The organism is Tunturiibacter empetritectus (assembly GCF_013410875.1).
GTDB classification, from domain to species: Bacteria; Acidobacteriota; Terriglobia; order Terriglobales; family Acidobacteriaceae; genus Edaphobacter; species Edaphobacter empetritectus.
In genome coordinates, this window is record NZ_JACCCU010000002.1 from 76,831 (window position 1) to 101,464 (window position 24,634).

19 protein-coding genes and 1 other RNA gene are annotated in these 24,634 nt (G+C 57.3%); 14 read left to right on the forward strand and 6 right to left on the reverse strand.

Annotated elements, in window-relative coordinates:
• Positions 1 to 45: 45 nt before the first annotated feature.
• Together HDF08_RS12465 and HDF08_RS12470 are read left to right on the forward strand one after the other, a co-directional pair.
• Positions 46 to 468 (forward strand): ester cyclase, encoded by a 423-nt coding sequence (locus HDF08_RS12465; protein WP_179639022.1) that lies wholly within the window; start codon positions 46 to 48, stop codon positions 466 to 468.
• 235 nt (positions 469 to 703) lie between these two features.
• Positions 704 to 2,710: a glutaminase family protein gene (locus HDF08_RS12470; protein ID WP_373563222.1), complete on the forward strand. Its 2,007-nt coding sequence runs from the start codon at positions 704 to 706 to the stop codon at positions 2,708 to 2,710.
• Positions 2,711 to 2,910: 200 nt separating this feature from the next.
• On the opposite strand, the gene HDF08_RS12475 is transcribed toward HDF08_RS12470, so the two are convergent.
• The gene (locus HDF08_RS12475; RefSeq protein ID WP_179639023.1) at positions 2,911 to 3,765 is read right to left on the reverse strand and encodes an SDR family oxidoreductase; all 855 of its coding nucleotides are present in this window, start codon (positions 3,763 to 3,765) and stop codon (positions 2,911 to 2,913) included.
• A 122-nt stretch (positions 3,766 to 3,887) separates the two neighbouring features.
• On the opposite strand from HDF08_RS12475, the gene HDF08_RS12480 reads away from it, so the two are divergent.
• The gene (locus HDF08_RS12480; RefSeq protein ID WP_179639024.1) at positions 3,888 to 4,331 is read left to right on the forward strand and encodes a winged helix-turn-helix transcriptional regulator; all 444 of its coding nucleotides are present in this window, start codon (positions 3,888 to 3,890) and stop codon (positions 4,329 to 4,331) included.
• Positions 4,332 to 4,336: 5 nt separating this feature from the next.
• Positions 4,337 to 5,767, forward strand: a complete 1,431-nt coding sequence (glmU, locus tag HDF08_RS12485) for a bifunctional UDP-N-acetylglucosamine diphosphorylase/glucosamine-1-phosphate N-acetyltransferase GlmU (RefSeq protein WP_179639025.1) — start codon at positions 4,337 to 4,339, stop codon at positions 5,765 to 5,767.
• Between the two features lie 301 nt (positions 5,768 to 6,068).
• Here the strand turns inward: glmU and HDF08_RS12490 are convergent, their stop codons facing one another.
• Positions 6,069 to 6,593 (reverse strand): DinB family protein, encoded by a 525-nt coding sequence (locus HDF08_RS12490; RefSeq protein ID WP_179639026.1) that lies wholly within the window; start codon positions 6,591 to 6,593, stop codon positions 6,069 to 6,071.
• Positions 6,594 to 7,016: 423 nt separating this feature from the next.
• On the opposite strand from HDF08_RS12490, the gene HDF08_RS12495 reads away from it, so the two are divergent.
• From HDF08_RS12495 to ssrA, 4 genes are all read left to right on the forward strand, one after another.
• Positions 7,017 to 8,135, forward strand: a complete 1,119-nt coding sequence (locus tag HDF08_RS12495) for an HD domain-containing phosphohydrolase (RefSeq protein WP_179639027.1) — start codon at positions 7,017 to 7,019, stop codon at positions 8,133 to 8,135.
• A gap of 38 nt (positions 8,136 to 8,173) precedes the next feature.
• Positions 8,174 to 8,464 carry a 4a-hydroxytetrahydrobiopterin dehydratase gene (locus HDF08_RS12500; RefSeq protein WP_179639028.1) on the forward strand — a complete coding sequence of 97 codons (291 nt, stop codon included), beginning with the start codon at positions 8,174 to 8,176 and terminating at the stop codon, positions 8,462 to 8,464.
• Between the two features lie 1,328 nt (positions 8,465 to 9,792).
• The gene (locus HDF08_RS12505; RefSeq protein WP_257031109.1) at positions 9,793 to 10,230 is read left to right on the forward strand and encodes a CYCXC family (seleno)protein; all 438 of its coding nucleotides are present in this window, start codon (positions 9,793 to 9,795) and stop codon (positions 10,228 to 10,230) included.
• Between the two features lie 173 nt (positions 10,231 to 10,403).
• Positions 10,404 to 10,757: a transfer-messenger RNA gene (gene ssrA / locus HDF08_RS12510) on the forward strand.
• A 342-nt stretch (positions 10,758 to 11,099) separates the two neighbouring features.
• Here the strand turns inward: ssrA and HDF08_RS12515 are convergent.
• The 4 genes from HDF08_RS12515 to HDF08_RS12530 form a co-directional block, all read right to left on the reverse strand.
• Positions 11,100 to 12,404: a TolC family protein gene (locus tag HDF08_RS12515; protein WP_179639029.1), complete on the reverse strand. Its 1,305-nt coding sequence runs from the start codon at positions 12,402 to 12,404 to the stop codon at positions 11,100 to 11,102.
• A gap of 62 nt (positions 12,405 to 12,466) precedes the next feature.
• Positions 12,467 to 15,703: an efflux RND transporter permease subunit gene (locus HDF08_RS12520; protein ID WP_179639030.1), complete on the reverse strand. Its 3,237-nt coding sequence runs from the start codon at positions 15,701 to 15,703 to the stop codon at positions 12,467 to 12,469.
• On the reverse strand, positions 15,704 to 16,852 hold the full coding sequence (locus tag HDF08_RS12525; protein ID WP_218884687.1) for an efflux RND transporter periplasmic adaptor subunit: 1,149 nt from the start codon (positions 16,850 to 16,852) through the stop codon (positions 15,704 to 15,706).
• Between the two features lie 397 nt (positions 16,853 to 17,249).
• Positions 17,250 to 17,879, reverse strand: a complete 630-nt coding sequence (locus HDF08_RS12530; protein WP_179639031.1) for a response regulator — start codon at positions 17,877 to 17,879, stop codon at positions 17,250 to 17,252.
• Between the two features lie 290 nt (positions 17,880 to 18,169).
• Here HDF08_RS12530 and HDF08_RS12535 point away from each other — a divergent pair, with 290 nt between their 5' ends.
• The 6 genes from HDF08_RS12535 to HDF08_RS12560 all read left to right on the forward strand — a co-directional run bounded on the left by HDF08_RS12535 (position 18,170) and on the right by HDF08_RS12560 (position 24,576).
• The gene (locus HDF08_RS12535; protein WP_179639032.1) at positions 18,170 to 18,538 is read left to right on the forward strand and encodes a hypothetical protein; all 369 of its coding nucleotides are present in this window, start codon (positions 18,170 to 18,172) and stop codon (positions 18,536 to 18,538) included.
• A gap of 274 nt (positions 18,539 to 18,812) precedes the next feature.
• Positions 18,813 to 19,418: an RNA polymerase sigma factor gene (locus tag HDF08_RS12540; protein WP_179639033.1), complete on the forward strand. Its 606-nt coding sequence runs from the start codon at positions 18,813 to 18,815 to the stop codon at positions 19,416 to 19,418.
• Positions 19,419 to 19,531: 113 nt separating this feature from the next.
• Entirely contained in the window at positions 19,532 to 21,022 is a 1,491-nt protein-coding gene (locus HDF08_RS12545) for a TolC family protein (RefSeq protein ID WP_179639034.1), read from the forward strand.
• A gap of 38 nt (positions 21,023 to 21,060) precedes the next feature.
• Positions 21,061 to 21,288, forward strand: coding sequence for a YtcA family lipoprotein (locus HDF08_RS12550; RefSeq protein WP_257031210.1), 228 nt, complete (start codon positions 21,061 to 21,063; stop codon positions 21,286 to 21,288).
• Positions 21,289 to 21,297: 9 nt separating this feature from the next.
• The gene (locus tag HDF08_RS12555; RefSeq protein ID WP_179639036.1) at positions 21,298 to 22,497 is read left to right on the forward strand and encodes an efflux RND transporter periplasmic adaptor subunit; all 1,200 of its coding nucleotides are present in this window, start codon (positions 21,298 to 21,300) and stop codon (positions 22,495 to 22,497) included.
• A 3-nt stretch (positions 22,498 to 22,500) separates the two neighbouring features.
• Complete coding sequence (locus HDF08_RS12560) at positions 22,501 to 24,576, forward strand: FUSC family protein (protein WP_179639037.1); 2,076 nt, start codon at positions 22,501 to 22,503, stop codon at positions 24,574 to 24,576.
• Positions 24,577 to 24,634: the final 58 nt, after the last annotated feature.

Genomic DNA, 24,634 nt, shown 5'->3' on the forward strand with positions numbered 1-24,634 from the left:
GCTAGCGATCAGACGCCAACTGAGCCACCAGCACGAAGGAGTTCAATGCCAAACGAGTCCGTACTAATAAGCCTCTTCGACCGATGGGAGCGGGTTTGGCACGAGGGCCAATACGACCTCGTACCGAGCTGCGTTGCAGAAACCTATCTCCGGCACGACCAAAAGGGCGACCGTACAGTAACCCGAGACGCCTACGCGGCCGAGATAGCCAAGATCCGCGAGGAACGCCCGGACATTCGCGTGGTGGTGTATGACCACACCTTTGCAGGCGACCGCGCCTGGTTTCGCTTTGCATTCAAGTGGACAGATACAAAGACCGGAGAAGCGCACAGCCAGGCTGGCATGCAACTCTACCGGATCGAGGCAGGCAAGCTCGCAGAGACTTGGCTTACGATGTCGCCCCCAGGCTCGGCATGGCCGGACGCCGTTGCGCAGGAGCACTGGACAAGTCCGCCACCAGGCAAATAGCGGACTGCTTTAGATCAGCCAGGTAACAGGTAATTTGCTACCCCAAGCAGACAGTTCGTAAACGGATCCTTAGCGACTCAACTCCCGCGAAGGCAACGATGGCTCTATTCTTGAAAAGCGTCATCGTCTCCGGAGGTTCGTTATAAAAAACACGCACCCGCTCCCGCTACTTGCTGCATCTCTCTTTCTCAACGTTCTCCCCCTCCAAGCCCAGCGTCCTCCCGCCACTCCGCTCATCGCCCACGACCCCTACTTCAGCGTCTGGTCCACCACCGACAACCTCACCGACGCCGACACCACCCACTGGACCGGCGCCCCGCAGCCCATCACCGGCATCGTCCGCATCGACGGCAAGCCCTTCCGCTTCCTCGGCCACAACCCGGACACCGTCTCCGCGATGCAGCAGACAGCCCACGCCATCACGCCCACCCACACCACCTACGAGTTCCGCCAGAGCGGTATCACCCTCCGCCTCGTCTTCTTCACCCCCGCCATCCTCAGCGACCTCGATGTCCTCTCGCGCCCCGTAACCTACCTAACCTGGACCGCTGAATCAACCGACGCGACACCTCATCAAGTCTCCCTCCTCCTCGACGTAGATCCCGTCATCGCCGTCAACGACCGCAGCCAGCAGATCAACTCCTTCCGCAATCAAACCACTACCCTCAACGTCCTCTCCACCGGCTCGCAGGATCAAAAGATCCTCAACCGCTCCGGCGACGACCTCCGCATCGACTGGGGCTACTTCCATCTAGCCGTCCCAAAGGACCCACACTACGCCACCTACCTCGCGCCCCACGCAGCCACAGCCTTTACCGCAACCGGCCAGCTCCCCACCACCGACACCATGGACATGCCCGAGCGCGCCGACCACTCCAGCTCAATGCTCGCCACGATCATAGACTTCGGCTCCGTCACCAATCAGCCCATCACCCGCCACATCCTCGTCTCTTACACCGACACCTACGCAATCCAGTACCTCCAGAGAAACCTCCGCCCCTACTGGCAGCGCAACAACCAACCCGTAGACCAGATGCTCGATCAAGCCGAACAGCAATACTCCGCTCTCGAAACGCGCGGCGAAGCCTTCGACAAAGAACTGACCGCCGATCTCACCAAAGTCGGCGGCGAACACTACGCCTACATCGCCATCCTCTCCTACCGCCAGGCCATCGCCGCACACAAGCTCGTAGCCGACGCCAACGGCGACCCCATGCTCTTCGCCAAGGAAAACTTCTCCAACGGCTGCATCGCCACCGTAGACGTCCTCTACCCCTCCGCCCCCATCTTCCTCTTCTTCAATCCCAGGCTCCTCGAAGCCCAACTCCTCCCCGTACTCGAGTACGCCTCCCTCGCCCGCTGGAAGTTCCCCTTCTCCCCCCACGACCTCGGCCAGTACCCTCTCGCCAACGGTCAGGTCTACGGCGGCGGAGAAAAAACCGAAGAAGACCAGATGCCCGTAGAAGAGAGCGGCAACATGATCATCCTCGTCGATGCCGTAGCCCGCGCTGAAGGCTCTCCTCAACTAGCCCAACGCTACTGGCCAACGCTCACCAAGTGGGCTGAGTACCTCAACCTCCACGGCCTGGACCCCGAAACCCAGCTCACCACCGACGACTTCGCCGGACACGTAGCCCACAACGCCAACCTCTCCCTCAAAGCCATCGACGCCTTGGCCGCCTACGCCGACCTAGCCCATCTCCTCAAACAGGAAGCCGTCGCCAAGCAATACCAATCCACCGCAAAAGAGATGGCACAAAAGTGGATCACCATGGCCAAGGAAGGCGACCACTACAAGATCGCCTTTAACAGCCCCAACACCTGGAGCCAGAAGTACAACCTCGTCTGGGACAAGATCCTCGACTACAACCTCTTCCCCAACAGCGTCCGCGACAGCGAAGTCGCCTTCTACCTCACCAAGCTCAACCTCTACGGCCTCCCCCTCGACAGCCGCGCCGACTACACCAAGCTCGACTGGTCCATCTGGACCGCAACCCTCGCCTCCAACCCCGACCAGTTCAACGCCATCGTCGACCCCATCTACCGCTGGACCAACGAAACCTCCACCCGCGTCCCCCTCACCGACTGGTACGACACCAAAACCGGCAAACAAGTCGGCTTCCAGGCTCGCAGCGTAGTAGGCGGCGTCTTCATTAAAGCCCTCTCCGACAAACAACTCACCGCCAAGTGGCGCGCCAAATCCACCACAACCGAAACAACCCAACTACCCGTCTACCGCTAACCCCGAGGAAACCCGTATAGCCATAACCTCTACGATCCGGTCACGCAATCCACCGAAAGCGTAGAGGTCTATGCAAGAAGCAGTAAATGTAAAGTCTGCCCTGTCCTTCGAATCTACCGTGATTTTTTGTTTGTCATTTCCGAAGGGAATCTGCTGTTGTCTTCCTCCAGACAGCAGCAAATCCGCTCGAGCACATACCCTTACTTCGCCACAGCAACTCTCACTGCCTCTGCAAGTGGCGTCGTCGCATGCCCCAACAACGTATGAAGATCCCGAGACTTACTATCCAGTTCTCCGTTCGCCGCTCCCGCATCTGAGTCCGCAAGTATCCCCGCCACGGGCGCAGGCAAACCAAAGCCCAGCAGAGCACTCTCATACTCCTTCTGCGTCAGGTTCCGATACACCACAGTAGTCTTCGCCGCGCGAGACACCTCCTCGGCAAGACCAGTCAACGTGTACGACTCGTCCCCCGCCAACTCATACACCTTCTTCTCATGGCCTGCACCCGTAAGCACTGCAACCGCCGCCAGCGCATAATCCTCTCGCGCAGCCGCTGCGAAACGTCCCTCGCCCGCTGCTCCCAAAATCGCTCCATGCTCCAGTGCAGGTCCAAGAGCCTCCGTATGATTCTCCAGATACCAGCCGTTCCGCAGAATCACAAACGGCAGACCCGACGCTCTCACCACCTTCTCCGTCGCCACATGCTCCGGCGCGAGCAGTAGCTTCGAAGTATCCGCACGCAGAAGACTCGTATAGACAAACAGCTTCACCTTCGCCGCAACCGCCGCATCAATCACTGCCTGATGTTGTTTTTCCCGTTGTCCCAACTCGTTTGAAGAGATCAGCAAAACCTTCTCCGCTCCGGAAAAGGCCGAGGCAAGCGTCTCCGGCTTCGTGTAGTCCGCCTGGCGCACCTGCACTCCCAACGCCGCAAGGTCGGCAGTCTTCTCCGGACTCCGCACCGCCGCAACGATCTGCCCCGCTGGCACCTTCTTCAGCAATTCGTTAATAACGTGATGTCCCAACTTCCCCGATGCTCCTGTAACTACGATCATGTCCTTCTCCTTGTCGTTCTCTTTTGCTCTCTCACGGGCAGCCGTCTAATCTGAGCCCTCGAATTCAGCCTAACCGAGAAGCTAACTTTACGTAAGTACGTACCTCAAGGTAAGCTACTAACATGGCCACTCAGGCAAAGGTCCTCGCAAGCAGACAACGCAGACGCAAAGGCAATCTCTACGATGCGAACTGCCCCTCCCGCGTCGTACTCGACCACATCACCTCCCGCTGGGGATCGCTCGTTCTCCTCACTCTTCTCGACGGCACCCAACGCTTCAGCGAACTGGTCCGAGGCATCGGCGGCGTCAGCGAGAAAATGCTCGCCCAATCTCTCAAAGCTCTCGAAGCCGACGGCCTAGTCCTGCGCACCGTTTACCCAACCATCCCGCCCAAGGTCGAATACAGCCTCACCAGCCTCGGCACCGAAGTCGCCGATCACATCAAAACCCTCACCAACTGGGTCGAAGACAACGTCTCCGAAATCAAGCGCCACCGCACGAAGCACTCCTCTCTTCTAGCCGCACCCATCTCAGTTCCTCCCTCCACCTCTCCCATGAGACGATAGCCTCTATGGACTCAAACCAATTCGCCATCGCCATCATGGCCGCCGGTAAAGGCACCCGCCTCAAAAGCAAGCGCCCCAAAGTCCTTCACGAGATCGGCGGCCGAGCCCTCCTCCTACACGTCATCGCCGCTGCCGAAACCGCCGTCCCCGCCGGCCACATCTTCTGCATCATCGGCCACGAAGCCGACCGCGTCCGCACCGCCGTAGCCTCTACCGGCGTCCAGTTCGTCCTCCAGCCCGAGCAGCGCGGCACCGGCCACGCCCTTCAGATGCTCAAGGCCGACTTCGAGCTCTCCGGCAGACCAATCCCGCAACATCTTCTAGTTCTCTCCGGCGACGTCCCCCTCATCCGTCCCGAGACCATCGCCGCCGTCCGCGACACTCACCTTCGCGAGCACGCAGCCATGACCATCCTCACCGCCGTACCAGCTGACCCCACCGGCTACGGCCGAGTCATTCGCGCATCCCCAGACAAACCAGACAAGCCCGAAGTCACCGCCATCGTCGAGCAAAAATCCCTCCGCCCCGACCAGCTCACCGCACCAGAAATAAACTCAGGCATCTACTGCTTCGAGACCGCAGCCCTCTTCGCCCGCCTCGACGCCCTCACCACCAACAACGCCCATGGCGAGTTCTACCTCACCGACATCGCCGCCATGCTCGTAGCCGAAGGCAAGCGCGTCGTCGCCGTCAAAGCCGACAGCGTAGACGAAGTCCTCGGAGCCAACACCATCGCCGAGATGATGCACCTCGACGCCGCCATGCGTCTCGCCACCGCCCATCGCCTCATGGCCGCAGGAATAACCATCTTCCGCCCCGAGACCTGCGTAATCGACTCCACCGTCACCGTCGGTCCGGACACCGTCATCGAGCCTTACGTACAGCTCCTCGGCGCCACCCGCATCGGCAGCGACTCCCGCATCCGCTCCTACTCCGTCATCCAGAACTCGCAGCTGGGCGACAACGTCCTCGTCCGCAACGGCTGCATCCTCGACACCGCCGAGGTCGCCAACAACGCCATTCTCGGCCCCTACGCCCACCTGCGTCCCGAAAGCAAAATCGGCGACGGGGCCCACGTAGGCAACTTCGTCGAAACCAAAAAAGCGACGCTGGGCAAAGGTTCCAAGGCCAACCACCTCAACTACCTCGGCGACACCGTCATAGGCGCAGGCGTCAACATCGGCGCAGGAGCCATCACCTGCAACTACGACGGCGTCCACAAGCACCTCACCACTATCAGCGACGGCGCCTTCATCGGCTCCGACTCCACCCTCGTCGCCCCCGTCACCATCGGCGCCGGCTCGTACATAGCCGCCGGCAGCAGCATCACCGAAGACGTCCCCGATGGCGCACTGGCCCTGGGCCGCTCCCGCCAAACCAACAAACCCGGCTGGGTAGCTGCCCGCAAAGCCACCGCCAAACAAAACACCAACTAAGAGACTGTCCTGCCGGAAAGGCCCACTACGCGTGGGCCGGTCACTTCGTGACACGTATACCCCTTCGGTTGGTGCTACCGTTGGTCGCGAAGGAAGAGTTGTTCCGACCAACGGGAGGACCACGCGAAGCCTTAAAAAGGCGTGCGAACGCTCGCCGAATCGGGGTCCCCACAAACAGGTCTTCGTTTGTGGGGTGACTGAGCGCAGGAGGCCCATCCGGCAGGGCACTGTCTTCAAACAGCACCCTCAAAAAATAAATTCGAAGATCGTGGCTTTTTTAGCACCACACAAAGCCCAGCGTCTATTTGTGAACAGGCTCCGACCAGGGAGGCACCACGCCCGACATGCGAGCATAAGCGATCAGCTGTCCCATGTGTTCATTATCGTGAACCAGAATGCGCAGATACATCCCATCCACGGTCGCCTCTTTCTTCATGATCGTGACCTTCCGTTGAAGATCCCCCGGCTTCAACTGAGCACGCGCCGTCTTCACCGCCTCCAGCGACCGCTTCAGAAAAGCAATCACGTCCGCCTTCGAGGTCACAGTCTTCTCCATCTCCTCGGACTTGATGTCTGACGGCATCGGTGGACCAGTCACGCTCAACAGATAAAAGTTGGCCAGAGCGATATGCATGTACACCTCGCTCGTCGACCTCACCCCAGGCGCAGGACGCCACGCAAACTTGTCTGCTGGCGTAGCCTCCGCCAGCGCAACCAGCTGTCGGGAGACATGAGCCCACTCTCCGTCGTACCCCTCCCAAAGCCCCTCCATCTGCGCGTGCAGGGAGGTAGTGCACATCACCACCAGAAGTAACAGCGTCTTCATAAGTCCCTCCGAATTGGCTCCCGCCTGATGGCGCCAAAGCTACATCCCCCTCGTCCATCTGTCAAAACCCACTCAAAATCACACAAGGCAAAAAAACTCGAAGGACAAAAATAAATCCGAAGATCGTGGCGTATCTTTCGCACCTCAAAAAGGCGCACCCCAAACACCACGATCCACCACACTAACCACCACGATCTCACCACCAAAACACCACACCAACTACGCCCTTTTCCGCCAACCCCCTTCAAAAAAAACGCCAAAAATACGAGAAAACCACCCCCCGGCCCATATCAGGATTTTTTTGCAAAGCTTCATCCTCGTACACCTCATCCAGCCGCTTCAACCGCCGATAAAGACGCATAAGAGAAGCCGCTCGCATCCAAATCAAAAGACGGCAGCGTCCCTACGCGAAAGTATCCATCCATGACGCAGGAACGAATTCTAGTAGTTGACGACGAAGAATCCGTACGATCGGTCGCCGCAGCACTTCTCGCACGCAGCGGCTACTCCGTCACCACTGCCGAAGGCGCCGAAGCAGCCCTCACTCGTCTCCAGCAGGACCCCGACTACGACCTCGTCCTGTCTGACGTCATGATGCCAGTCATCGACGGCCTCACCCTGCTCGACCACCTCTGCACCGACCACCCCAACATCCCTGTCGTCATGTTCTCCGCTATCAACGACATCTACGTCGTCACCAGCGCCTTCCGCCGCGGCGCCGTCGACTACCTCCTCAAACCCTTCGAACGCACCGACCTCGAAAGCGTCGTCCTTCGCGCCATCGAGCACGGCCGCCTCCGCAAACAGAACACCCTCTACCGCCACAACCTCGAAGCCATCGTCACCGCCAGAACCGGCCGCCTCCGCTCCACCATGCAGGATCTCGAGCGCAGCTACGACATCACCCTCGAAGCCATGGGCGACGCGCTCGACCTCCGCGACCAGGAGACGGAAGGCCACTCCCGGCGAGTCACCACCTACACCAGCGCCCTTGCACAGGCCATGGGTCTCGAGTCCGAAGACCTACGCATCATCGCCCGCGGAGCCTTCCTCCACGACATCGGCAAGATCGCCACGCCCGACGCCATCCTCCTCAAGCCCGGCCGCCTCACCCCCGAAGAGACCGCTATCATGAAGCAGCACTGCGAGCGCGGCTACGAGATGGTCCGCAAGATCTCCTTCCTCCGCGAGGCCGCCGAGATCGTCTACGCCCACCAGGAGCAGTTCGACGGCAGCGGATATCCCCGCGGCCTCCGCGGCGAGCAGATCCCCCTCGGCGCCCGCATCTTCGCCATCGCCGACACCCTCGACGCCATGACCTCCGACCGCCCCTATCGCAAGGGAACAACCTTCGCCGAAGCCAGAGAAGAGATCACCCGTTGTGCCGGAACCCAGTTCGACCCGCAGATCGTCGAGGTCTTCCTCGCTCTCCCCGCTGAAACCTGGTCTAATCTGCGCATCGCCACCGAATCACGTTTCCCCTTGCCGTCCTCACTGAGTAGCAGCGCGCTCCCGGTTGCGCCGGACAAGCAACACATCTAGGATCGGAAGCTAGGATCGCAGGACGAGGTGATTTCCCCATGAAGAAAGCCATGAATGCAGCCGAGATCGAGGACGTCCTCAAGGCCCACCCCGAGTGGCATCTCAAGGGTGGCAAGCTGGTGCGCGAGTGGACCTTCAAGGACTTCCTCGAAGCGATGGCCTTCGTCAACCGGGTCGCCGTTCTGGCAGAGGCCGCCGGCCACCACCCCGACATCGACATCCGCTACAACCAGGTTGTCCTCGGGTTGGTCTCTCACGACGCCGCCGGCATCACCCATCGCGACGCCTCCATGGCCGCCCAGCTCAGCAAAGAGTTTCCTCCCGCATAAAACAGCTAACCCGGATAGAAGACGCCCGCAAAAAGCTCCCCAGGGTGTCCTGTCGGACGGGCCTCCTGCGGGGAGCGCGGCCACTTCGTGGCGTGTGTCCCGGTCTAGGCAAGAGAAGGAGCATGGGCCTCCCGTTAGTTGGGATCATTTTTTCCGACCAACGGGAGGACCAGCATCGCTCCCTCACCACAACAAGGTATACCCGCCACGAAGTGGCCGCGCTCCGCGCAGGAGGCCCGTCCGGCAGGACAGTTTCTCTGATAGAAGGAGCCTGTCATAGAGGACCTTCCCTTTACGGCTCGTCATCTCGACCGAAGTCGCGAAGTCTTATCGCGTGACGCAGTGGAGAGATCCTGTATTTCCTCTGTCTCTCCTTCTACCGCACATTGCCCCTAAGGTCGCGCAGCCAACATTAGCCCGCAAAAAACTGTATTTCATAGAATGAATCGACACCTATATTTTCATCGAAGAAAATATGTGGGAAAAGTGCTATTTGTTATAACTAAATGATTATAAGCGTTTTAACATGAAATCTTGGCACGAAATAGCCAAAAAGTAGCCCATAAAACCATCAAATTTCTATGATGGAACATATTTTGCTTTCTTTTCCTCCATATTGTGGTATCTTCAATTCAACGAGAGCGTGAGTCTTCCGCCCCGTGAAATATCTCAGCCCGCACCATCCAAGCAAAGGCTGACACAAGTTGCGTCACTGGCCTCCCGGCACGAGCAAAGCACCGTTCGTGCCGCATTTTTTTGCCCTGAGGCACCTTCCACCCCCCCCCATCGCTCTAGCATCACCTCTATCCGTCGCGTTTGAGGGCTTCTCCCACCGATCAAAAGATCAATACTTCCCGCCAGCCCCCAAAGATTAGCCACACGTCCCACGCAAGCAAACAGAGGACAAATTGGCCTGTCAAGCCCCAGGAAGGCCTAACCCTATCCAGAACAATAAGATAGCTCTGGCGTATGAGTTATGGTCGAATCTCTATAATTAACTTTGAAGCAGCACTTCGGGTACTGGACATGCGTCAGGGTGAAGGTGGACGGGCATCAGGCGACCTAAACCATCTCAATGCAATATTTTAGGAGCAACCCATTTAGATAGAATGGCTTACAGGCACACAGCGTCTGCAAACCAAAGAAAATAAACCATTTACTCCCAAAATACCCCCTTGGGGGGGAGGGGGGTAGCAGACCTTCAGTTAATTCAACAAATCTGCTTCTTACCGAATCTGCTTCGAAAAGAGAGAGAGCAGAGAGAAGATTCCGACAACTGACATTTGCAACGGTGCATGGAACACGAGCGGTTGATCTAAAATGTCGATATGAAGCGGATCCTCGGATGCATCGCATTAGGTCTGGCCACCATGGCCGCCTCAGCCCAATGGTCAAACCCATCGGAAGAAGTCCCGGCTTACAACGCATCCGCACCGGCAAAGCCCCTTCCGCCCGTGCTTAGCGGAGATCAACTGACAGGACCCTACTTCACACATCCCTATCAGGTCACTGCCTACAAGATGGCTGCCGCCATCCCCGCAGTCCTGCATCAGCAACCCTGCTACTGCCACTGCGACAAAGTGATGCGTCACAACAGCCTCCACAGTTGCTTCGAAGGCACCCACGGGGCAGCCTGTTCCACCTGCATGAAAGAAGCTATCTACGCCTATCAGCAGACGAAAAAAGGCCAGACCCCGGCAAAGATTCGCGCCGGCATCGAGCGTGGCGAGTGGCAGGATGTCGACCTCGTCAACGCAACCATGTAGTCGCCTTGCTCTTGGCACAAGCCTCGGCAAGCATCTGACACCGCTGAAGATCGGTTGCTCTTCTGATGTTTCTGATCACGATTGGCGCGGGAATCCTGACCTTCGCGTGAAGCGAGTTATAATCGAAGCAGTTCTTTGTAGCGCCCAATGCAATGTTGGTGCCAGCTCCGGATGGGGGCGTCACGGCTTCGACGGGATTGCTTGTGGCAGAGAGGCATGCCGGGGTGTGGACACCCGTAATCGCTCACAAAACTATAAGTGCCGAACCTCAGTTCGCTCTTGCTGCTTAATTAAATAAGTAGCCGATCGCTCAAGCTTCGCCTACGGGCCTGTACCGATCGTCGCACAGTAGGCTGGTCTTCCCTGCTCCGTCTGAGCGGGTCGGACGAGATCAATCAGACTGGTCGTCGTCGCATCTTCGTCCGTTCTAAGCGCCGATGACGAGACAAAAATGATACGGAAAAAGCATGAAAGCTCTCTGTTGGAAGTTTTTTCGGACGTGGGTTCGACTCCCACCGCCTCCACCATCACACTCTTCGAATACGACCAGACGCGCGAAATTTAGTCTCGCGGCAGATTAATTCTGCTGTGGTGTTACCCCTGTTTTGCAGGGGTTTTCGCAGATTCGTGGTGAAAAATCGTGGTGAAATTGTGGTGTGAGTGTGGTGTTTTGCGTGGCTGAACGTGGTGGCTTGCCGCCACTTTTTGGCCGTCTAAAAATACGCCAGAGCTTTGCACTTTATTTTTACCCAATTCCCGAATCGGGACTCGACGACGGAATTAGGCGTGAGACTCTGAAATTGCCCTCGAGTCAGCGACTATGCGTCGCCCTAAGTGACTTTACCTTCCGCTAAGAGGCCTGGGATCGGCTAGGGAATCATTTCGGTGGCGGTGGCGAAGCTTAGCTGGTGAATCGCCATCCACGTCTGGGAGTAGGCGTTGAGAGCGTCCGCGGTGACGGAGCGCGATTCGCGCAGGGCGTCCAGATAGTCGATCAGGGCAAGGCCGCCGTGCTGGTAGCTGAACTGGGCGATGTCGAGAACGTCCTTCGCTTCGTCGAGATAGTGGCCGTTGTAGCGGTCGGAGAGGACCTTGGCGTTGAAGTATCCGGAGTAGGCCTGGTCGACGTCGGAGATGACCTGGTTGTGGGCGGCGGTGACCGAAAATCGGCTGGCCTGAGCGGTAAATTTGGCGGTCTCTTTGTTGCCCTGGTTGCGGTCGAAGAGGCGGATCGGGATATTGATGGAAAAGCCCGCAGAGTTGTAGGTGCCGGAGCGGTCGTACTCCCCTTCGAGGGTGGGGTCGGTGGTGCCGTTGGCGTAGGCGAGCTTGACGCTGGCATCGGCGACGGCGACGGCGGCGGTGGCGGCTTTGAGGTCGGGGCGGGCAGCCAGGGCCTTCTGTTCGAGCTCTTCCATGGTGAAGGCAAGGGGTGGGGGAACGACGTCGCCGATCACGTCGAAGTCGGTACGCGGCTTGTCAGTGCCGAGGAGGACCTGAAGCTGGTCGGAGGCCTGCTGGGCTGCGGTAATGGCATTCGATTCGTCGGTTTCAAACTGGGCGAGCTGCAGGTCGAGACGCTCGAAGTCAAGCTTAGCGATGTCGCCGGCAGCGTAACGGTCGTGGCTGATCTGCAGTTCATGCCTGTAGTCGGCGAGGTTGTCGTCTGCAAGTTTTTTGGCGGCCTTAGCGATGACGAAGTTGGTGAAAGCCTGGTGGACTGCGAGAACAGTCTGCTGGATGGTGAGCTGGAGCTGGGCGTCGGTCTGGACGGTAGTGGAGCGGGCGACATCGAGACGCCAGCGGCGTTTTTGTCCGCGCTCGAAGAGGCGAGAGACTTGTCCGCTGTAGGAGTAGGGATTGGAGGCTCCCTCGGCGGGCAGGGTAACGTTTGTTCCATAGAGCGTGAAGTAGGGATTGGCTCTAACACCAGCCTGGATCTCCTGGGCTTTGACCGAGAGCAGATTCTGCTGGGCGGCGAGCAGGGTCGGATTTTTGGCGCGTGCCAGATCGACGGCCTGCTGCATGGTTATGGCGCTGGGGGAGGAGGGGGGTTGTAGAGTTTGAGCGAAGGCGGCGCAGGGCAGGAGCAGGAGGCAGGCGGCGGCGAGGAGGCTCCGGCATTTTGTGTCTGTTTTTGCGATCTGTTTCGCAATCATGGATTTTACGAACATGGAACCTCCTTCCGTGGCTTGGGTGAGAGTCGTTGAAGATCGGCCTGCGCGGTTAGACTGCATTAGTTCTCAAACTCCGTCTCGGGGGTAGGGAGGACATCGTCGGGCCTTGCAATCCAGACGTAGAGTGTGGGCAGAAGGAAGACGCTGATAAGAAGCGCTCCAACGAGTCCGCCGACAATGACAATGGCAAAGGGCCGCTGCGAGTCGGACCCAATGCCGTGCGAGGTCGCAGCAGGGAGCAGTCCGAGAGTAGCAACAAGCATGGTCATCATGATGGGGCGAAGGCGCAGCACAGCTCCTTCAACGGCAGACTCTTCAATGGAGTGGCCACGGACGCGCATTTGGTTGATGTACTCCAGCATGATGACGCCGACCTGCACCGAGACGCCAAAGAGCGCGAGAAAGCCTACCCCGGAGGAGACAGAGAAGTTGGTGTGGGTGAGGTAGAGCGCGAGCAGGCCACCAAGGGGCGCCAGGGAGACGTTGATAAGGATCAGAGTCGCCCACTTCCCGGAGTGGAACATTGTGTAGAGCAAAAGATAGATGACGATGATAGTGATGGGCAGCACGAGCGCAAGGCGGCGTGAGGAGCGCTTCTGGCTCTCATACTCTCCGGCCCAGTCGGTCTTATATCCGGGGGGGAGTTTCACCTGCTGATTGACTTTCTGAATTGCCTCTTCGACTGTGGAACCGAGATCTCTGTTGCGGACGCTGTACTTGATGGCAACATAGCGTTGACCTGATTCGCGATAGATCTCTTCAGCGCCGTCTTCTGTTGTGACCGTAGTGAGCTGGGCGAGAGAGACGCGTTCGCCGCTGGGAGAGAGAAGACGAATGTTGTTAATTGCGTCTTCGGTGTCGCGATAGCTCGGCAGATAGCGGACGACAACATCGTATCGGGCTTCCTTATCGAGAACCTGGCTGACGGCGTTGCCTCCGACTGCGGTTTGAATGGCATCCTGGACATCAACGACGTTGATTCCGTAACGGGCGGCTGCTTTGCGATTGACGGTGTAGTTGAGGTTTGGCTGACCGATGACGCGGAAGAGACCGAGATCCTGAACGCCCCGCACTTTACCCATGACGGAGACGATCTCATTCCCCTTTTGTTCAAGAGTCTTGAGATCGTCGCCGTAGATCTTGATGGCTAGCTCACCTTTGACGCCGCTGACAGCTTCTTCTACGTTGTCGGAGATGGGCTGGGAGAAGCTCCATTGGACCCCGGGGGTTTTATCCAATTCGCGTTCCATCGCAGCGATAAGCTCTTCTTTATTTTCCTGGAACACCGGGCGCCAGTTAGCTTTGGGCTTGAGATCGACGAAGTATTCCGTGTTGAAAAATCCAGTGGTATCTGTTCCATCATCCGGCCGGCCTGTCTGGCTAACTACTTTATAGACTTCGGGAAATGCTGAGAGTCGCAGCCGGGACTCGTTCATGACGCGGAGACTTTCGGTTGGACCAACGGAAGGAGCCAGAGTACCGCGAACCCATATGGATCCTTCGTCAAGGTGGGGAAGAAACTCGGAGCCGATCGCTCCGCTGAATCCAAGGAAGAGGGCCACTGCCATGGCGAGGCCAGTGAGCGAAAGAGTCACTGTGCGGCGCTCGATGGCCCATGTGACGGCCTGACGATAGCGAACCGTAAGCCAAGTCATCACCGGGTTCTCCCATTCACTGGCTCCCTTCGGGAATAGCAGGCTGGAGAGGACCGGGGCGAGCAGGAGAGAGAAGATGAGCGCGCCGAGCAGAGCGAAGCTGACCATCCACGCCATTGGTTTGAAGAGACGGCCTTCCACTGCCTGCAGCGTGAAGATCGGCAGGTATGCGGCGATGATCATTCCGCGTGCGAAGAAGACTGGCCGCTGCACCTCGTGCGAAGCCTCGCGAATCTGCTCCGATGGGGTGAGAGTGTCTTTGCGCTGATGGCTGAGATGGCGAACGATGTTCTCTACCATGACCACCGAACCGTCGACCACCATGCCAAAGTCCAACGCCCCGAGAGAGAGGAGATTCGCGGGAATGTGAAGCAGATTAAGACAGATTGCGGCAAACAGCAGAGCGAACGGAATGGTGAGTGCGACAATGATGGCGCCGCGTGCGTTGCCGAGGAAGAGAAACAGCACGACGACGACGAGGATGATGCCTTCCGTCAGATTGTGGAGGACGGTGTGAGTGGTGTAGTGGAGGAGTTCGCTGCGATCGAGAAAGGGAACGATCTTAACGCCGGGTGGGAGGACACGATTGTTGAGCTCGTCTACTTTTTTGTGGATGCCTTCGAGGACGCCGTCTGAGTCGACCCCCTTCTGAAGCAGAACGATACCTTCTACGACATCGTCATTATCGATGAGCTTTCCGTCTTCGTGATGGATGGATTGTTTCGTACCGGGTTTATCGACACGGTCGACGCAGGGGTCCGTGGCGCTGAAGGACGCTCCCGATTCGGCAGGTGGCGTGGTGCCGAAGCGACAGGTCTTGCCAATCTGGCCGAGACGGATCTTGGGTCCCTGGGCGACAGTGGCTATATCTTTTACGCGGATGGCAGCGCCAGCCTGAGTTTTGATAACAGTCTCTTCAATATCGTGAACGTTGGTGAAGAGTCCGACCTCGCGGACGTTGACCTGCTGCTGGCCCTGCTCGATGAAGCTGCCGCCTGCGTTTTGATTGTTATTGGCAAGTTGTTGCTCGACCTGGCTGATGGAGAGGCCGTAGGCGATGAGTTTATCGGGGTCGATGCGTATCTGGTACTCCCGAGTTGCGCCGCCGAAACTAGAGACGTCGACGACGCCGGGGACAGACTTGAACTCCTTCTCGAGCTTCCAATCCTGAAGGGATTTCAGTTCCATGCTGTCGTAGGCCGGATTTGAGGAGCGCAGGGTGTACCAGTAGATCTGGCCGACAGGACTCCAGTCAGAACCCATCTGGGGCTGCAGGCCGGCGGGAAGAATGACTTGTCCCAGGCGTTGGAAGACCTGGTCGCGATTGTCCTTGTTGACGGAGTCGTCGTCGAAGACCATGGTGACGCTGGAGAGGCCAGCCAGCGAGGTGGAGCGGAGATGGGCCATGTGCGGAATGCCGGCCATCTGAATCTCAATAGGCGTGGTGACCTGCTGTTCGACCTCTTCTGCTGCGCGGCCTGGCCACTGCGTAATGACTTGAACGTAGTTGTTGGCGACGTCGGGATAAGCCTCGACGGGAAGATTGTGAAAAGAGATCGCGCCCCAGGCAAACAGCATAAGGGACGCCCCTAGAACCAGCCAGCGATTGTTCAGTGCAAAGTCGATCAGGCCGCGAATCATCTACTGGTCCACCGTATTCTGCAGCGTGAGCGCATTCGAGACGACCTGCTGGCCCGCGTTAAGGCCGGAGACGATCTCCTGCATATTGCCTGGCAGCGATGCGCCGCCACGTACCTGCACCCGGCGGAATTTACCATCCCCGGCGGGAGTGTAGACCCAGTCGCGATCATGCAGATGGAGCACTGCTGTTGCAGGGACCTGCACGTGAGTCTGCGCGGTCTTGCCGTGGATGGTGGCGGTGGCAAACATGCCGACGCGCATTAACGTGCTGGGATTCTCTACCTGGATGCGAATCTTCGCGGTGCGGATCTGCGGATCGAGAACGGCTCCGATGTCGCTGACTACGCCGGTGAGGACGCGGTCAGGATATGCAGTGAGGCGGATGTCTGCTTTCTGGCCGAGATGCACGGTGGAGAGATCGTTCTCGTAGACGTCGCAGATGATCCATACGTGCGAAAGGTCGGCGATGGTGAAGGCATTGGACGAGCCGGCGTAGGTGACTCCGGCGGCGGCGGCGTTGGTGACATTCTGGGCGATGATAAAGCCCGAGGCGGGAGCGTATACCTTGACCGTTGCAGCGGGGTGGTTCTTGTCAACGCCGAGGACACGAAGCTGCTCTTCCGAGGCGGAGAGGGCGGCCTTCGCGTCGTCGTCGGCGTTCTGGGCAATCTCAACCTGGCTGTTGGGAATGGCTCCTTTGTCGTTGAGGATCTTCGCCCGGTCGAGCTGAACCTTCGCAAGGCGTTCGTCGTTCACGGCCTTCAGATAAGAGCCGAAAGCGCCTGAGACGTCGGTGCTCTGCACATCCATCAGGAGCTGGCCTTTTTTAACGTAGTCGCCGATGCGGGCGTGCACCTCGACGACCCGGCCGGAGGCGATTGAGATAACCGGAATCGTGCGGGAGATGTCGGGATTGACCGACCCGGTCACCTGGATGGTGGAGGTGGCAGCGTAGTCGGACGCCGCAACCAGAGGGAACTGATCCGGATGATCGACGTGAACCAGATTCGGGTCGGCGTCGGGTTGTACGACGGCAGTCGGGGGAGCTTCGCTCTTTGGATCCGAAGGCTTTGCGCTGCAACCTGCCAGGAGACAGGCGCCGAAGCAGAACAGCATGGTGGCTGGGTGCTTGAGACTGATTGAACTCATCGCGTAAACTCGTTATCCCCCATAGGATCAAGCGTTGATTCTTCGATTTTAGAGATCATCCGATACACGCGATCTGAGCGACGCTTGAATCAGCCTTGCATCACATCTCTGGAACCACATGACACACTTGTCATATCTAACCTAAAGTCTACCGTTTGGTTGCTATTCCCGTGTCAATTTTTTGACTGGAACCGACCCGGTTCCGGTAGCGGGCCTTCGGGATAAGGCGAATCGAATGTGATAGAAAGACACTTGGTTCACGAGAAAGATGCGGAACGCTGGCTAGCATCTGAGCTGTCGAGCCATCGCGTACCCACTGCCATATTAATTAGAAAAACTCTGGACTTAGCGATCAAACACCTTCTCCTACTGTATCGCGCCGGCTTCCGAAGCGAGATCAGATGTCGAGAAAGCCGCGCTTGAGAGCGATCATTACTGCGTGCGTCCGATCACTGGCATCAAGTTTGGCAAGAATGTTTTTGAGGTGCCCCTTGACCGTATGCTCGGAGATGGCGAGCCGTACTGCGATTATCTTGTTGGAACTTCCCTTGGCCACATCACGCAGCACTTCGATCTCCCGCGTCGTGAGGATCTCGTCGCCGGCGTGCTCTGCCAGTTCCTGGGCTATCTCCGGTGGAATTCGTCTCATTCCGGCATGAGCCAGCCGTATCGTGTCAATCAGTTCGGTTCGCAGCATGCTCTTCAGCAGATAACCGACGGCTCCGGCCTTGAACGCACGAAGCGCCTGAATGTCGCCTCCGTAGGTGGTCAGAACGACGATGCGGGCGTTGGGAAAATCCTTACGAATGGTTGAGATGGCGTCGATGCCATTTGTCTTGGGCATCCGTATATCCATCAGGGTTACGTCCGGGCGATGCAGTCGAAACGATGCAACCGCCTCTTCACCATCTGCCGCTTCGGCCACGACGGACATATCGGCCTGCGCATTTATAGCGCCCGCGATCCCGGTGCGGAGAAGGGGATGGTCGTCGACCGTGAGGACTCTGATGGTACGTATCTCACTCATTGCGATCCTTCTGCTCCGATCGGATCTTCCGCAAGAAAGCGGAGGGGCAGAACTCCCGGCATCGACCGACTTGATCCGGTGGAGGGGAATGCCACTCATTCTATCGCCGCTGATGAGTTGGAATCACATCAAACTTCCGAATACGTGCCGTTAATTCTCGACCCCTGCGAGGAGACCAGGCGAACGAAGGCAGGGCACCCCCCAAAAGTATTACTGTTCCTACCCTCTCTTCGGGTTTGCCGGCCTTCCGCAGTCCAGCTAATCTCACGGCTGTGCAGAGACTCTTTTCGATGTTCCCGACGGGAGCGGCGGGTGTTGCTTTGATTCTTCTTCGTGTCTCTGTAGCCATCACGCTCTTCACACAAGTCATGCCCCAGGGAAATCCAGCCGCTCACCTTTGGACGTCCACAGGCGTGGGTTTGCTCGGCGTCGCCATCTGTCTTGGGCTGTTCACTCCTGTGTCCTCCATCGTATGTTGCCTGATTGAGGCAGCGACGTTGCTCGATATGAAAAGCCCTGCCTTCCTGGCACTCACCTCATCCATCCTGGTTGCCGCATCTCTAGGACTATTAGGACCGGGCGCGTATTCCCTGGACGCGCGCATGTTTGGCAGACGACTGGTGGTTTCGTCCTCCGACAAGACCCCGAGCGGCAACTAAACTCGTTCTCCAACGTAACACGAAGGAGTGGACACCCCATTGAGGTGTTCCTCCCCCCTCGAAAGAGTGCCCCTACAGAGGCACGATTTAGGCTATCGAACCTTTGGTTTCCGTTTTAGCTTAGGGAAGATCTTCAGCAGCCATTCATCGAAATGGTAAGAAGCCAAAATATCTGATCCAGTGCACTAGCCAGTCTTCTGATTGATACGGAGTTTGATCTTAAGGATCAAACCTGACGAAATCCAACCCACAATTTCTCAGAAAGGCCTTTCCAATGGATTCATACTTCTCTACAGGCACCATCAGCGTGCACGCTATCCTCGAGACCTCGAATGATGAGATGTTGGTCGCCGCAGCGAAGACCGGAGAGCATCTGGCCTTCTCCGAGCTTTGGAGCCGCCACTCAAAGAAGACCTTCAGCACGATGTATCGAATCACCAGAAATCGACAGGATGCGGAAGATGCGCTTCAAGATGCATTCCTCAAGGCCTATGTCCATTTGAAGAACTTTGACGGCAGGTCGACCTTTTCTACATGGCTTACGCGAATTGCCATCAACTCTGCGTTGATGATCCTGCGTCGAAAGCGCGCGCATCCCGAACTCTCGATGGACGGAGGAGCAGAGGGCGAGACGTGGCAGCATTGGGAGGTGGCGGATCGACGAGTCAATACCGAAGAACACTACGCGCGATCGGAGAGAGAGCACCATCTCAAGCGCGCCATCCATCGGCTGAGACCAGCGCTCCGCACCATCGTGGAGATTCAACAGGTGCACGACACGTCCATCAAAGAGATCGCCGAAATCGCGGGAATCTCTGTAGCCGCCACAAAATCGCGCTTGTTGCGCGCCAGAACTGTGCTGCGACGGTCGCTGGGATGACAAGTGGAATGAGCCTGCGCTTGGCCGCCGCCTCGCACCGTCTCATCCTCTTGTCCTGATCGAAATTACAATCTCTCTGTCGGAAACGAGCTGGTAAACTGGCCATTCTCAAGATGAAAGACACGACGCGCCTTCTTTCTAAATTTGGCCTCAAGCTGGCGTTTTTGTTTTTCTTTGTGTGCACCTGGACGCCACAAAGAGGGCTGACGCAGTGTGCGGGAACGGCGTCAACACCTCAGGCTGCATCGGAGTGTGCCGCTCACGCCGTTCCGTCGGGAAAAGTTGCAACGCTCGACCCGAAACAGGTCTACACGCTTGCCGAGTTGATCGATATTGCAGAAAGGAATAACCCGCGGACACGAGTCGTCTGGGAGCAGGCTAAGCAGAAGGCCGAACAGCTTGGCCTCGAGAAGAGCGCCTACTACCCTGTGCTTGCCGGCCTCGCAGTATTCGCAGACCAGCGAACGATCTCCCCATTTCCTGAGTCGCTACTACCCCGTGGATATTCGACGGTTGAGATCCCCCTGGTGCAGCCCGAGATTACGTTGCAATATCTACTCTTCGACTTCGGCCAACGAGGGGCCAAGGTCGATGGCGCAAGAGCCGAAAAACTAGCCGCCGGCGCCAACTTCATTCAGGCAAATCAGGAGGTTGCTTTTCAGGTTGCCAGCGAATACTACAAGCTGCTCACGGCTCAGGAACGGCTGCAGGCTACGCAGGAGACGCTGAAGACCGCGCAGACCACCCAGGATGCGGCCGAAGATCAGTTGGCAAATGGGCGTTCTACGTTGCCGGACGTGCTCAACGCACGCGCTGAGACCTCACAGGCTGTGTTTGATATGGAGTCTGCCGACGGCGATGAAAAGATCTCGCGCGTAACGCTCACCGAGGCGATAGGCGTCGAACCCTCACCAGACATCACCATCGATGCGCAGAAAGATGCGTCGCTCCCCGAATCGCTTACGCTCTCCATCGATGAACTCATCGAGCGAGCCTTGTCGGATCGCCCGGACCTGATGGCGCAAGCGGCTGAGATTCGCGCGGCTGACGATCAGGTGAGGGCCGCCAAAGCGGAGTATCGTCCAAAGATTGTTCTATCGGGATCGGCCGCGCAGACCGCAGTGTGGCCGACAGCGGATAATGGTCAGCTTGGCTATGCCAACGTAACTACCTGGTCCGCCGAGTTGGGAGTGGAGTGGAAGATCTTCGATGGCGGTGCTCGCAAAAGCGGCGTGGCCATTGCCGAATCAAAGAAACGCGAGGCACAGGACGTAATGACCGCAAAACACGATCAGGCGACACGCCAGGTTTGGACAGCCTTTATCGCCTTTCGTACTGCGCTGAGAAAGGAGCAGGCAGCGCTCGCCCTGCTCGACTCCGCAAACACCTCTTATTCCGCTTCGCTCGAAGCGTATCAATATGGAGTAAAAAATTTGATCGATGTGGTCACTGCCGAAAGACAGTTGGCGCAGGCTCGACTCTCCGGTGTCTCGGCACGATCGCAGCTGCTTCTGGAAGCAGTTGATCTCGAATTTGTAACCGGAAACCTGCTGCGAACCAAGCCAGCCGCAACGAATTTACATGTACAGGATGGCCAAAAGTGATGACCATTAAAAGCAAGCGCCCAGTTTTTCTATTCGCTATGTGTCTACTCTGCGCCGGGTGCAACCATGCGCCGTCTATTGATATTATTGGCTCTTTTTTCCCGGTATGGATGCTCTGCCTGTCGATTGCCGTGGTCCTCGCTTTCGTCGTGCGGTACCTCCTAGCGCGATGGCATCTGGAGTCTGAGGTCGGCCCCGTAGCCCTCTTCTATCCCAGCGTTGTCGTACTGTTTACAAGCCTGCTCTGGCTGATTTTTTTTCGGTAAGGAGAACCAATGGATCAGGCAACCGAAGCTCTCGACCGTAAACGAATAGGCCGCAGGATCGCTGTAGGCGTTGTTGCCTCTGCAATTGTCGCCCTGTTGATTGTTGTCCTGCAAACGGATCGACACCCTCGTACGGATGACGCGAGCGTGAGGGCGAACTACATTCAGATTGCTCCGGAAGTAAGCGGCAGGCTGGTTGAACTGCCAGTAAAAGACAATGCGTTCGTGAAGAAAGGCGACCTGCTGTTTTTTATCGATTCTCGTCCCTATGAGTATGCCTTGCAGCAGGCGTTGTCCGATCAGGAGGCGCTGGAGCAGCAGATTATCGACGCGAAACGAAAGATCGCGGCACAAAGTAGCGCCGCCGACGCCGCTCTCGCGGGTGTACACAGCTCAAGAACCGGTGTCAAAACTGCAGGCAGCAGCATCGATGTCGCGAAGGCCACCGTCTCTCGAGCTCAAGCTTCAGTAGCCGCTGCGGAGGCGCAACTCAAGCTGGCAACAAATAACCTGCATCGCATTGAACCGCTGCTAAAAAAACAATACGTGACGGTGGAGCAGATCGATCAGGCCAATACCACGGTATGTGTAGCGCAAGGAAACTATGACGAAGCACAGGCCGCACTCGATCAGTCGCAGGCTCAACTCGCCCAATCGGTCCTGCGTCAACAAGAGGCGGATTCTGCGGCAATCGAGTCGCAGGCGAAGTTAGGACAGGCGATCCATACGATCGATACAGTGGACACGCTGATGTCCGAGAGGCCCGGGAAGGCTGCGAAGGTGGACAGCGCGAGACTCGATCTTGAGCGGTGCCGCGTAGTCGCTCCCTTCAATGCCTATGTCACCAACATGAATATCTCCGTGGGAGAGTACGCGCGTCCCGGCGCCCCCCTGTTCACGCTGATTGACACCCGCACCTGGTGGGTTGTCGCGAACTATCGTGAGTCGAAGGTGAAGAATATCGGCATCGGAGCGCATGTGGATGTATATCTGATGGGACACCCTGACCGAAAGTTCAATGGAGTTGTCGAGAGCATAGGATTTGGCGTCTTTCCAGAAGATGGAAGCGTCACTGGCGGACTACCCAACATCGAACGCACCTTGAACTGGGTCCATCTCTCCACGCGGTTTCCTGTTCGCGTTCGAGTTCAAGATCCTGATCCCGATTTATTTCGCATAGGCGCTACCGCAGTAACGGTCGTGAGATAGCAGATGGTGGAGACATCTTTCTTCGGGACGATCTCGTCTCTGGGGCGAAAGCTCTGGGAGGATCTACAACCCACGCCTGGGCGGCTCAACAGCTCTCTTCGTATCGTACTTGCGACCATAATCGCCCTGATCCTCATGCTTGTCTGGCAGATGCCGTCGATCTACATCGGCATGTATTTTATCTTCCTCATCGGGCGCGACAGCCCTGCAATTTCTTTTCGAACCGGTCTGATCTCGTTGCTCACCGTTGTAGCCGCAATTGCAGTTGAGCTTGCGGTTGTCATTCTCAGTGACAACGATCCGATGGCCCGCGTACTGAGCGTCGCAGTCGTTACCTTCATTGCAGGCGTGCTCGTGGCCTCTACCAACTTCCCGGTTCTCGGATCAACGTGGGGCCTGATCTTCTGTACTGTGATTGGGAATTGGGAGAAGCATGCGCCTGCGGACAGGTTAGTCAAAGGCTCGCTCTGGCTGATTGCGACGCTTGCAGTCGCGATCGGCGTTTCCGTTCTGGTGGAGTACCTCTTCGGGGATCGCGACCCCGCGAAGAAATTAGAAGCGCAGCGCAAGATCCGATACCAGGCGCTGGAAAAGATGTTCACCGCTTACGCTCAAGGGGGGACCCCAGAGCAACGATACGCCGCAGCGATTCCCGTCTCTCGCCTCGCGATAGCTGGCTCAACCGGAATGCTTGAGCTATACAACAAAATTGCGGAACGAGATCTCGATACCGGAACCCTGCCTCCGGGCACGCGCTTGCGCGTCACGATGCTGGCCCAGATCATGAATGTTTCCGCTGCTTTTGGCCTGCAGAATACTGGGAAAGATAGTCCGGAGCTAAGACGGCGTTGTGGAATTATCGCGGAACAGTGTCGTGAATTGATCCCGGTTTTCGTTCCAACGATCGAAAAGCGTTTGCGATTCATGCCCGAGAACTCTGTGACATTGCTGGATCGAGTCGAAGCTGCCCTTCATGCCCTTCTGACAATGCCTTCCGACGCCGCCGAAATGGGCAACAAAGAGTTGGTTGCGATGCCCGTAAGAAAGGCGCCTTTTTTCATTCCAGATGCGGTCGGCAGAAACGACACACTCGCATTTGGACTGAAGATTAGCCTCTGCGCGACCCTCTGTTATGTCCTCTATAACGCCGTGAACTGGCCGGGAATTTCAACTGCAGTGATTACCGTTGTCGTCACCGGCCTGAGTAGCAGCGGTGCGATAAAACAAAAACTTTTCTTCCGTGTCTTGGGTTCGATTGTTGGCGGTCTTATCCTTGGCCTTGGAGCGATTTCTCTTCTCTTTCCACATATGGATTCGATCACGTCGCTGGTCATACTCATCGGATCGGTTGCCTTTATCTCAGCCTGGACAGCCGCGGCTCCAAGATTCAATTACGTAGGCTTGCAGATCGCGTTCTCGTTTTACCTTGTGGCGTTTGAAGATTTTAGTGCTCCTACCGAACTCGCGCCCGCACGGGACCACCTTATCGGCGTACTCCTCGCACTTCTGGTCATGTGGTTTGTCTTCGACCAGATCTGGCCAGTGCGCACTGTCACAGTCATGCGTCAGAGCCTCGCAGGCGTTCTCAAAAGCGTTGCGAGTTTCCTCCGTCTCCTCGAAGAACCTGGTCCCGACCGTAAAGATCTGCTTCAACAAGCGGATGCCTTGCGGGATCAGGTCGGAAAGTCAGTCGTAGCGCTTCGATCCATGAACGATTCTGTAGATTACGAATTCGGTGTAGACCGGGAGCGCCATGTCCGCTCGAGCCTGATGATTCTCAGAACTTCCCTGACGGCTGGAACATTCTTCTGGAATCAGTTCGCAGTTCTCTACAGCGAGAAGGACAAAGACTTTCTCACTGAACCTGACCTCATCGAGATGCGCCGAAGGCTAGCGGAGTATATTGATGGGATAGCCGAAGGTGTTGTGAAAAAGACGGTTCCCGTGACAGTCCCAGCAACTACTCTCGTAGCTCCAGCGATGCTGAATGACCCGCGCTATGGCGAATATTCTCATAATACGATCGCGCGTTTCGAGGAGCTTCAAGCCTTCGCGCTGATGTTAAGCCACGAAGTCTAACGTTCCTGAAACTCCTTAGCCTTACGATGAAGGGATAGGCATCTACGGCAAACACGGT

Coding starts and splice junctions, on each gene's coding strand:
- HDF08_RS12465 (WP_179639022.1), top strand. CDS start 46: ATGCCAAACGAGTCCGTACTAATAAGCCTCTTCGACCGATGGGAGCGG.
- HDF08_RS12475 (WP_179639023.1), bottom strand. CDS start 3,765: ATGATCGTAGTTACAGGAGCATCGGGGAAGTTGGGACATCACGTTATT.
- HDF08_RS12480 (WP_179639024.1), top strand. CDS start 3,888: ATGGCCACTCAGGCAAAGGTCCTCGCAAGCAGACAACGCAGACGCAAA.
- glmU (WP_179639025.1), top strand. CDS start 4,337: ATGGACTCAAACCAATTCGCCATCGCCATCATGGCCGCCGGTAAAGGC.
- HDF08_RS12490 (WP_179639026.1), bottom strand. CDS start 6,593: ATGAAGACGCTGTTACTTCTGGTGGTGATGTGCACTACCTCCCTGCAC.
- HDF08_RS12495 (WP_179639027.1), top strand. CDS start 7,017: ATGACGCAGGAACGAATTCTAGTAGTTGACGACGAAGAATCCGTACGA.
- HDF08_RS12500 (WP_179639028.1), top strand. CDS start 8,174: ATGAAGAAAGCCATGAATGCAGCCGAGATCGAGGACGTCCTCAAGGCC.
- HDF08_RS12505 (WP_257031109.1), top strand. CDS start 9,793: ATGAAGCGGATCCTCGGATGCATCGCATTAGGTCTGGCCACCATGGCC.
- HDF08_RS12515 (WP_179639029.1), bottom strand. CDS start 12,404: ATGTTCGTAAAATCCATGATTGCGAAACAGATCGCAAAAACAGACACA.
- HDF08_RS12520 (WP_179639030.1), bottom strand. CDS start 15,703: ATGATTCGCGGCCTGATCGACTTTGCACTGAACAATCGCTGGCTGGTT.
- HDF08_RS12525 (WP_218884687.1), bottom strand. CDS start 16,852: ATGAGTTCAATCAGTCTCAAGCACCCAGCCACCATGCTGTTCTGCTTC.
- HDF08_RS12530 (WP_179639031.1), bottom strand. CDS start 17,879: ATGAGTGAGATACGTACCATCAGAGTCCTCACGGTCGACGACCATCCC.
- HDF08_RS12535 (WP_179639032.1), top strand. CDS start 18,170: ATGTTCCCGACGGGAGCGGCGGGTGTTGCTTTGATTCTTCTTCGTGTC.
- HDF08_RS12540 (WP_179639033.1), top strand. CDS start 18,813: ATGGATTCATACTTCTCTACAGGCACCATCAGCGTGCACGCTATCCTC.
- HDF08_RS12545 (WP_179639034.1), top strand. CDS start 19,532: ATGAAAGACACGACGCGCCTTCTTTCTAAATTTGGCCTCAAGCTGGCG.
- HDF08_RS12550 (WP_257031210.1), top strand. CDS start 21,061: ATGTGTCTACTCTGCGCCGGGTGCAACCATGCGCCGTCTATTGATATT.
- HDF08_RS12555 (WP_179639036.1), top strand. CDS start 21,298: ATGGATCAGGCAACCGAAGCTCTCGACCGTAAACGAATAGGCCGCAGG.
- HDF08_RS12560 (WP_179639037.1), top strand. CDS start 22,501: ATGGTGGAGACATCTTTCTTCGGGACGATCTCGTCTCTGGGGCGAAAG.